Consider the following 504-nt stretch of genomic DNA (forward strand, 5'->3'; position numbering starts at 1 on the left):
AATGGAATTTAAAAAAGCTGCCGCCTGCAAAATACAGACAGCAGCTTCAAAAAGATGCCTAACCTTTTTTTAAATGTCCTTTACAAAGGGTACATTTTACTCTTACTCGTTCCTTTTTTACCCGTACGTGCTTTTCTTATCGCGAGATGGTCGGCCTTTCAAACAAACATTCCAGCATCTTTATTACTTTTCGTAGTCCTTGTGTAAGAATAGGATTCAACTTGGCCACAAGTGCGATTTTCTCTTCTTTAGTATATTCGATATTTGCCTTTTCAGTATATTATTTTTTGGCACAACAATATCGTAGATCGCCATATATGGACTTAAATGAAGGGTTTCTTGATTTGAAATCATCGGGGGCACCACCTGCACATTAATTCTTTTATTATAAAGGAAAGCGTGACTATTGCGTTGTTTGGAGAAGCATCGCTCGACTCCTGCGGGAAAGCGAGACAGACGAGACCCCGCACGAAGCGAAGCGTAGGAGGAGGCTCGGCGCTCGCC

The 504-nt window shown here is 41.7% G+C and carries 1 protein-coding gene and 1 pseudogene; both read right to left on the bottom strand.

The window, feature by feature from the left end; translation table 11 throughout:
- Positions 1 to 89: 89 nt before the first annotated feature.
- Positions 90 to 280 (bottom strand): annotated as a pseudogene (locus PVA17_RS24945) (IS5/IS1182 family transposase); the annotation flags it as partial.
- Positions 217 to 504, bottom strand: a 288-nt coding sequence (locus PVA17_RS24950) for a hypothetical protein (RefSeq protein WP_274069371.1), incomplete at its 5' end; no start/stop codon positions are given. The pseudogene PVA17_RS24945 and the gene PVA17_RS24950, both read right to left, overlap by 64 nt.

Origin of the sequence: Lysinibacillus sp. CNPSo 3705 (assembly GCF_028674935.1) — a bacterium.
Classification (GTDB): domain Bacteria; phylum Bacillota; class Bacilli; order Bacillales_A; family Planococcaceae; genus Lysinibacillus.